We start from the raw sequence: 7122 nt of genomic DNA on the forward strand, positions 1-7122 counted from the left end.
GGCAGCACCGCGACCAGCCGGTCCTCCACCAGCACGCGCTGGACGATGGCTGGGTCGTCGATGCGAATCCGCCCGAAACCCACATCGATGCGCCCGGCCTTGAGCGCTTCGACCTGCTGCAAGGTGGTCATCTCCGACAGCCCCAACTCCAGCTCCAGCGTCTCGTGGTTGCGCAGCCGCCGAATCAGCTCGGGCAGCACGCCGTACAGGGTCGACGGCGCAAAGCCGATACCCAGCCAGGTCTTTTCGCCCTGGCCGATACGCCGCGTGCTGTCGCAGACCTTGTTGAGTTGCTCCAGCAACACGTTGGCGTGCTCAAAAAAAAACCTCCCGGCCTCGGTCAGCCGCAGCGGTCGGCCCCGTTCCAGCAGAATCACGCCCAATTCGTCCTCCAATTGCTGGATCTGCCGGCTCAACGGCGGCTGGGCGATGTGCAGGCGTTCGGCGGCGCGGGTGAAGTTCAGGGTTTCACCCAGCACCTGGAAATAGCGCAGATGACGCAGTTCCATGACGGCTCCTTTCATACCTTGAGGGTATTGCTTGAGACCAATTCTATATTGGAAGCCAGAAAAAATGCGGCACAGAATCAGCTCAAATCTATAAAGAACCCAACGGGTATTGCCATGCCGATTTGCGCCATCGAGTCGATCGAAACCATCATCGTCGACCTTCCGACCATCCGCCCGCACAAGCTGGCGATGCACACGATGCAGAACCAGACCCTGGTGGTCATCCGCGTGCGTTGCGCTGACGGCGTCGAAGGCATCGGCGAGGCCACCACCATCGGCGGCCTGAGCTATGGCAACGAAAGCCCCGACAGCATCAAGGTCAACATCGACACGCATTTCGCACCGCTGCTGGTGGGCCAGGACGCGAGCAATATCAACGCGGCCATGCTGCGCCTGGAGCGCAGCATTCGCGGCAATACCTTCGCCAAGTCGGGTATCGAAAGTGCCTTGCTCGACGCGCTGGGTAAACGCCTGAACCTGCCGGTCAGCGAACTGCTCGGTGGCCGCGTGCGCGACGCGTTGCCGGTGGCCTGGACCCTGGCCAGCGGCAACACCGAGCAAGACATTGCCGAGGCCGAAAAGATGCTCGACCTGCGCCGCCACCGCATTTTCAAGTTGAAGATCGGCGCCGGTGAAGTCGGCCGCGACCTGGCGCATGTGATTGCGATCAAAAAGGCCTTGGGCGAGCGCGCCAGTGTGCGCGTCGACGTCAACCAGGCCTGGGACGAAGCCGTGGCCCTGCGCGCGTGCAAGGTGCTTGGCGAGAATGGCATCGACCTGATCGAGCAGCCGATTTCCCGCAACAACCGCAGCGGCATGGCCCGGCTCAACCAGTCGAGCCCGGCGCCGATCATGGCCGATGAGTCCATCGAATGCGTGGAAGATGCCTTCAACCTGGCGCGCGAAGGTGCGGCCACGGTATTCGCCCTGAAGATCGCCAAGAACGGCGGGCCACGCGCGGTGTTGCGCACCGCCGCGATTGCCGAAGCGGCGGGTATCGGCCTGTACGGCGGCACCATGCTCGAAGGCGGCATCGGCACCCTGGCCTCGGCGCATGCGTTCCTGACCTTGAACAGGCTGGCGTGGGACACCGAACTGTTCGGCCCGCTGCTGCTCACCGAAGACATCCTCACCGAGCCGCCGCTGTACCGCGATTTCCAGCTGCACGTTTCCACCGCGCCGGGCCTGGGCCTGACTATTGATGAAGAGCGTCTGGCGTTCTTCCGTCGTGACAAACACTAAGAGGCGCCTGCCATGTTGTTCCACGTAAAAATGACCGTGAACCTGCCCGTCGACATGGACCCCGAGCGGGCCGCCCGCCTCAAGGCCGATGAAAAGGCCTTGGCGCAGCGCCTGCAGCAAGAGGGAAAATGGCGCCACCTGTGGCGCATCGCCGGGCACTACGCCAACTACAGCGTGTTCGACGTCGAGAGTGTGCAGGCGCTGCACGACGTGCTGATGCAGCTGCCGCTGTTCCCCTACATGGCCATCGAAGTGAATGCCCTATGCCGGCACCCTTCGTCGATCCATGAGGACGACCGTTAAGCTTGTTTTCACGCCTAATAATTACAAGATGAGGATTACACCATGACCATCCGACTGTCCCAGACTGCTCACGCCCAACGGTTTCTCGAAGAAGCCAGCGGCAACCTTAATGACGGCGGCAACCCGCGCACCAAGGCGTTGATCTACCGGATCCTGCGGGACACGGTCAACATCATCGAAGACCTGGAAGTGACCCCGGAAGAGTTCTGGAAGGCGGTCAACTACCTCAACGACTTGGGCAAACACCAGGAGGCGGGGTTGCTCGCGGCCGGCTTGGGCCTGGAGCATTACCTCGACCTGCTGATGGACGCGGCCGACGAAGAGGCCGGTAAATCCGGCGGCACCCCGCGCACCATCGAAGGCCCACTGTACGTGGCCGGTGCGCCGCTGAGCCAATACGAGGCGCGGCTGGATGACGGCACGGATGCGGCGGCGCCGCTGTTCATGCGTGGCCAAGTGCGTGACACCAACGGCAAGCCCTTGGCAGGTGCGATTGTCGATGTGTGGCAGGCCAATACCGGCGGCACTTATTCATGGTTTGACCCGTCGCAGTCAGCGTTCAACCTGCGCCGGCGCATCGAGACCGATGCCCAGGGCAACTACCGCTTTCGCAGCATTGTGCCGTCCGGCTACGGTTGCCCGCCGACCGGGCCGACCCAGCAGTTGCTCAATCAGTTGGGGCGCCATGGGCAGCGGCCGGCGCATATCCACTTCTTTATCTCGGCGCCGGGGCATCGGCACCTGACCACGCAGATCAACCTGTCGGACGACCCGTACCTGCATGATGACTTTGCCTACGCGACGCGCGATGAGTTGATCGCCGAGATTCGCTTCAGTGACGATCAGCAGCTGGCGCGGGAGTTTGGTGTGGAAGGGCGGTTTGCGCAGATTGATTTTGACTTTGAGTTGCAGGTGGCTGACGCGCCGGTAGAGCAGAAACGCATGCAGCGCGTGCGCGCCCTGGAAGACTGAACGCGGTAAAAAAATATGCGAGCTGGCTTGCCTGCGATAGCGGTGGTGGCTGCACTGCCGCTATCGCAGGCAAGCCACAGTATTCTGTGGTGTTGTTGCTATTTGCGTACGACCAGATCAAGCACCTCATCCCGATCCTTGATCTTCTGCAACACAATCTCCGAGCGAATATCCATCACCCCCGCCGTGCGGTTCAGGTGGTTCACGATAAAGTCCGAAAAATGCTTCAAATTCCTCGCCTGCACCCGCAGCACATAGTTGCTGGCGCCGGTGATCACATAGGCACTGGCCACTTCCGGCCAGCCTTGCACCTTCTTGATAAACGTCTCGTGCCAATCCTCCACATCCTGGCGCAACGACAGGTGCACGATGGCCTCCAGCTCGATCCCCAACTGCTCGGCGTTCAAGACCGCGCGGTAGCCGCTGATGATCCCTTCGCTCTCCAGCAGGCGCAGGCGGCGCAGGCACGCGGAGGGCGACAGGGCGACTTTTTCCGCCAGTTCCTGGTTGCTGATACGGCCATCCTGTTGCAGGAAATGCAGGAGGCGCAGGTCGGTGGCGTCAAGAATCATGGTTAGAATAAATCCGCGTGTTTGGGGGTTAAATTCGAATTTCCTACAGCTTAATTAGCCTGTTACCTACCACTTTGCACGAAAATTCTCTAAAGCTTCGTTCATTATTTGGTCCATCCTTACTGATAAAAACCAGGACGAACCATGACCACTCCAAGCCACTGCCAAGCCCTCGATGCCCAGGACCCGCTGGCGCCACTGCGCCAACAGTTCGCCTTGCCTGAGGGCGTGATCTACCTCGACGGCAACTCCCTCGGCGCGCGCCCGGTGGCGGCGTTGGCGCGGGCGCAGGCGGTGATCGCCGAGGAATGGGGCAATGGCTTGATTCGCAGCTGGAACAGCGCCGGCTGGGCGGACTTGGCCCAGCGCCTGGGCAACCGCCTGGCGCCGCTGATCGGGGCACGTGACGGTGAAGTGGTGATCACCGATACCACTTCGATCAACCTGTTCAAGGTGCTCAGCGCCGCGTTGAGTGTGCAGCGTCAACGCCAGCCGCAGCGCAAGGTGATCGTCAGCGAGGCGAGCAATTTCCCTACCGATCTGTACATCGCCGAGGGTCTGACTGAACTGCTGCAACAGGGCTACTCCCTGCGTCTGGTCAACAGCCCCGACGAGCTGCCCCAAGCCATCGACGCGGACGTGGCGGTGGTGATGCTCACCCACGTCAACTACAAGACCGGCTACATGTACGACATGCAGGCGCTTACCGCGTTGAGCCACGAATGCGGCGCGCTGAGTATTTGGGACCTGGCGCACTCGGCAGGCGCGGTGCCCATCGACCTGCATGCGGCCGGTGCCGATTATGCGATTGGCTGCACCTACAAATACCTCAATGGCGGGCCGGGCTCCCAGGCGTTTGTGTGGGTCAACCCGGCGCTGGTGGACGTGGTGCGCCAGCCGCTCTCGGGCTGGTTCGGGCACACGCGCCAGTTCGCCATGGAATCCAACTATGCGCCGAGTGCCGGCATCGCGCGCTACCTGTGCGGCACGCAGCCGATCACGTCGCTGGCCATGGTTGAATGCGGCCTGGAGATTTTTGCCCAGACCGACATGGCCAGCCTGCGCAGCAAATCGCTGGCGCTGACTGACCTGTTTATTGCGTTGGTGGAGAGCCGTTGCGCTGCCCATGGCCTGGTGTTGATCACCCCGCGCGAGCACGCCAAACGTGGCAGCCATGTGAGCTTCGAACACCCCGAAGGCTACGCGGTGATCCAGGCACTGATTGCCCGTGGCGTGATCGGCGATTACCGCGAGCCGCGCATCATGCGTTTTGGTTTTACGCCGCTGTACACCAGCTTCACCGAGGTGTTTGACGCCGTGGAAATCCTCGGCGAAATCCTCGATAACAACACTTGGGATCAACCCCAATTCAAGGTCCGCCATAGCGTTACCTGAATAAACGCCGGAGACAATGTGGGAGGGGGCTTGCCCCCTCCCACAGGGGATCTGTGACAACAGTCAGACAGTGCAATCACAATAATAAAGGGGCACACCACGTGACCACACCCGACAACGGCTTTGCCGAGATCACCCACCGCGAACTGGGCCTGAGGCGCCAGCTCACTTCCGGCCAGATGAGCATGATCGCCATCGGTGGCGCCATCGGCACCGGGCTGTTCATGGGCAGCGCTTATGCCATCGGCTACGCCGGGCCCAGCGTGCTGGTGAGCTACGCCATCGGCGCGTTGATCACCTTGCTGCTGATGGGCTGCCTGGCAGAGATGACGGTGGCGCATTCCACCTCCGGCTCCTTCGGCGCGTATGCCGAGTTCTACATCAGCCCGCTGGCCGGGTTCCTGGTGCGGTATGCCTACTGGGCGGCGATTGTGCTGGCGGTGGGCGCCGAGGTCACGGCGGTGGCGATGTACATGAAGTACTGGTTCGCCAACGTGCCGGAGTGGGTATGGATCGTGTCGTTTTCCAGCGTATTGATCCTGCTCAACGCGATCAGCGTGAAGACCTTCGGCACCTTCGAATACTGGTTCTCGACCATCAAGATCAGCGCCATTGTCGGCTTCATCATCCTCGCGATGTACGTGGTGTTCGGCTCCGGCCACCCCGAATACGGGGTGCAGAACTACACGGCCCACGACGGTTTTTTCCCCCATGGCCTGAGCGGCATGTGGGTCGCGGTGATCGTGTCGATCTTCAGCTACTTGAGCGTGGAGATGATTGCGGTGGCTGCCGGTGAAGCCGCCGACCCGGAGCAGGCGGTGAAGAAAGCCTTCCGCGCGACCATCGTGCGGCTGGTAGTGTTTTACCTGCTGACCCTGGCGCTGATGCTCGCCATCGTGCCGTGGAACCAGGCCGGCCAGACCCAGAGCCCGTTCGTCACGGTGATGCAGACCATCGGCATTCCCGGCGCCACCGGGGTGATGAATTTCGTGATCCTGATCGCGGCGTTGTCGGCGATGAACAGCCAGCTCTATATCACCACGCGCATGATGTTCAGCCTGTCCCGCGCCGGGTTTGCACCCAAATCCATGGGCGCCTTGAGCAAGAGCGGGATTCCGCTGAACGCGCTGCTGTTGTCCAGCTCGGGCATTGCCCTGGCGACCTTGCTTAACCTGGTGTACCCGGAAAGCTCGTTCACCCTAATGATGGCGATCTCGATGTTCGGCGCGATCTTCACCTGGTTCATGATCTTCCTCACGCACCTGTTTTTTCGCCGCTACCGCAAGCGCCATGGCGGGGCGAAGCTGTCGTTTCAACTGGCGTTGTTTCCCTACAGCACGCTGCTGGGCCTGGTACTGATGGGCGCGGTGATGATCACCACGTATTTCACCGAGGCGTTCAAGATGACCCTGGTGTTTGGCGTGCCGTTCCTGCTGATTCTGTCGGCGGTGTATTACGGGTTTTTCAGGGGCAGGGCCAAGGCGTCGAACAAGGCCTTGGCGTAACCCGGCAGTTGCTCGAAGGCGCGGGCGCACAGCAGCAGCTTGCGACAGGCCCAGTCCTCACGCAGAGGTTGGGCTTTGAAGCGGCGCTCCCGCGGCCAGCGCACCAATGCCGCCTGGGGCACGATGCCCAGGCCCGCGCCGCGGGCGACCATGCGCATCACCCCATCGAAACCCTCGGCGCGGATGCGTGTTTGCAGGCGAAAGCCCGCGTGCAGTGCCTGTTCTTCCAGGTACACCGCCAGCGCGCTGTCGGCGGCCAGGCCCACGTAGTCATGTTGCAGGCTGTCGATAAAGCTCACTTGGCGGGTAGCCAGTGGATGCTCCAGCGGCATGATCAGCAGCAACGGGTCGTCGCGAAATGCCACGGTCTGCAAGCCGTGGGTCTCGACCGCGTCGGAGATGATCCCCAGGTCCGCCGTGCCTTGGCGCAAGGCCTGGGTGATGCGCAGGCTCGGCAGCTCCTGCAGGTCGATATCCAGGTTGGGATGTTCGCGCAAAAAGTCCGCGAGCAGTTCCGGCAGGTACTCGCTCAGCGCGCTGGTGTTGCACAGCAGGCGCACCTGACCTTTGACGCCATTGGCGTATTCCGCCAGGTCCTGTTGCAGATGCTCGGCTTGTTGCAAC

At 61.8% G+C, this 7122-nt stretch carries 8 protein-coding genes; 5 read left to right on the plus strand and 3 right to left on the minus strand.

Annotated features, from left to right (window positions below):
• Window positions 1-509: LysR family transcriptional regulator (locus WBR57_RS08215; protein ID WP_424083401.1), on the minus strand; the 509-nt coding region annotated here is incomplete at its 3' end.
• Window positions 510-623: 114 nt separating this feature from the next.
• Here WBR57_RS08215 and WBR57_RS08220 point away from each other — a divergent pair.
• Genes WBR57_RS08220 through catA form a run of 3 tightly spaced genes read left to right on the plus strand, consistent with a single transcriptional unit; the run spans window position 624 to window position 3026 of the window.
• Window positions 624-1751 (plus strand): muconate cycloisomerase family protein, encoded by a 1128-nt coding sequence (locus WBR57_RS08220; RefSeq protein ID WP_424083402.1) that lies wholly within the window; start codon window positions 624-626, stop codon window positions 1749-1751.
• A gap of 12 nt (window positions 1752-1763) precedes the next feature.
• Entirely contained in the window at window positions 1764-2054 is a 291-nt protein-coding gene (gene catC / locus WBR57_RS08225) for a muconolactone Delta-isomerase (protein WP_424083403.1), read from the plus strand.
• A gap of 42 nt (window positions 2055-2096) precedes the next feature.
• Window positions 2097-3026, plus strand: a complete 930-nt coding sequence (gene catA, locus WBR57_RS08230) for a catechol 1,2-dioxygenase (protein ID WP_424083404.1) — start codon at window positions 2097-2099, stop codon at window positions 3024-3026.
• A gap of 98 nt (window positions 3027-3124) precedes the next feature.
• Here the strand turns inward: catA and WBR57_RS08235 are convergent, their stop codons facing one another.
• Complete coding sequence (locus WBR57_RS08235) at window positions 3125-3598, minus strand: Lrp/AsnC family transcriptional regulator (RefSeq protein WP_003176072.1); 474 nt, start codon at window positions 3596-3598, stop codon at window positions 3125-3127.
• A 144-nt stretch (window positions 3599-3742) separates the two neighbouring features.
• Here WBR57_RS08235 and kynU point away from each other — a divergent pair, with 144 nt between their 5' ends.
• Window positions 3743-4993 (plus strand): kynureninase, encoded by a 1251-nt coding sequence (kynU, locus tag WBR57_RS08240; RefSeq protein ID WP_424083405.1) that lies wholly within the window; start codon window positions 3743-3745, stop codon window positions 4991-4993.
• A gap of 101 nt (window positions 4994-5094) precedes the next feature.
• A complete protein-coding gene (locus WBR57_RS08245) occupies window positions 5095-6498 on the plus strand; it encodes an amino acid permease (RefSeq protein WP_424083406.1) in 1404 nt (467 codons plus the stop codon).
• Here WBR57_RS08245 and WBR57_RS08250 read toward each other — a convergent pair.
• On the minus strand, window positions 6447-7122 hold a 676-nt coding region (locus WBR57_RS08250), incomplete at its 5' end, for a LysR substrate-binding domain-containing protein (protein WP_424083407.1). The genes WBR57_RS08245 and WBR57_RS08250 overlap by 52 nt on opposite strands.

It is taken from the genome of Pseudomonas sp. (assembly GCF_049590575.1).
Lineage (GTDB): Bacteria > Pseudomonadota > Gammaproteobacteria > Pseudomonadales > Pseudomonadaceae > Aquipseudomonas.

Coding starts and splice junctions, on each gene's coding strand:
- catC (WP_424083403.1), top strand. CDS start 1,764: ATGTTGTTCCACGTAAAAATGACCGTGAACCTGCCCGTCGACATGGAC.
- WBR57_RS08220 (WP_424083402.1), top strand. CDS start 624: ATGCCGATTTGCGCCATCGAGTCGATCGAAACCATCATCGTCGACCTT.
- kynU (WP_424083405.1), top strand. CDS start 3,743: ATGACCACTCCAAGCCACTGCCAAGCCCTCGATGCCCAGGACCCGCTG.
- WBR57_RS08235 (WP_003176072.1), bottom strand. CDS start 3,598: ATGATTCTTGACGCCACCGACCTGCGCCTCCTGCATTTCCTGCAACAG.
- catA (WP_424083404.1), top strand. CDS start 2,097: ATGACCATCCGACTGTCCCAGACTGCTCACGCCCAACGGTTTCTCGAA.